The following is a 953-nucleotide window of genomic DNA, read 5'->3' as shown; positions in this document are numbered from 1 at the left end:
TAAAAAATACAAATTAGCTGCGGGCAAAACAGCAAAATCTATCCTTATTTCCTGCGGTGCAAGGCTCGCTCCCTTTGACATCAAGGAACTGCGTGAGCTGACCGCTTACGATGAAATGGAGCTTGATACTTTGGGTGATAAGAAAACTGCCCTGTTTATCATTATCAGCGATACAGACGATACCTTTAACTTTTTGGTGTCTATGGCATATACACAGCTTTTTAACCTCTTATGTGATAAGGCTGATGATGTGTATGGCGGCAGACTACCCATTCATGTACGCTGCCTAATTGATGAGGCGGCCAACATCGGGCAGATACCAAAGCTCGAAAAGCTGATGGCAACCATTCGTAGCCGTGAAATCTCGGCCTGCCTCGTTTTGCAGGCACAGAGCCAGTTAAAGTCTCTCTATAAGGACAACTGTGACACCATCATCGGTAACTGCGACAGTATGGTGTTTCTCGGTGGAAAGGAGAAAACCACCCTCAAGGACTTGTCGGAAACTCTCGGAAAGGAAACCATTGATATGTTTAACACTTCCGATACCAGAGGAACACAAAGAAGTTACGGGCTTAATTATCAAAAGTTGGGAAAGGAGCTTATGAGCATGGATGAGCTTGCCGTTATGGACGGCGGCAAGTGCATTTTACAACTTCGGGGTGTTCGCCCGTTTCTCTCAGACAAGTATGATATTACAAAGCACAAAAACTATCAGTATTTAGCCGATTATGATAAAAGAAACACCTTTAGCATTGAAAAATATCTATCCACAAAATTAAAAACAAAGCCCGATGATATATATGAAGTTTATGATATGGGCGAAGTCAGCGAATAGGACACTACCCCCAAAAATGGTGGTGTCTTTTATTTTACTCAAAATAAAAATTAAAGGAGATTTTATATTATGGAATTTTTTAACGAAGCAATTAGCGTATTGCAAACACTAGTAATTG

At 41.1% G+C, this 953-nt stretch carries 1 protein-coding gene; it reads left to right on the top strand.

Translation table 11 applies throughout. The features are described from left to right. Nucleotides 1-835: VirD4-like conjugal transfer protein, CD1115 family (locus RTK36_RS09650; protein ID WP_312046581.1), on the top strand; the 835-nt coding region annotated here is incomplete at its 5' end. Nucleotides 836-953 lie beyond the last annotated feature (118 nt).

It is taken from the genome of Anaerotignum sp. (genome assembly GCF_031981185.1).
Classification (GTDB): domain Bacteria; phylum Bacillota; class Clostridia; order Lachnospirales; family Anaerotignaceae; genus Chakrabartyella.
Note: the sequence above shows the minus strand (reverse complement) of the source record. Positions and strands in the feature narration are given on the sequence as shown.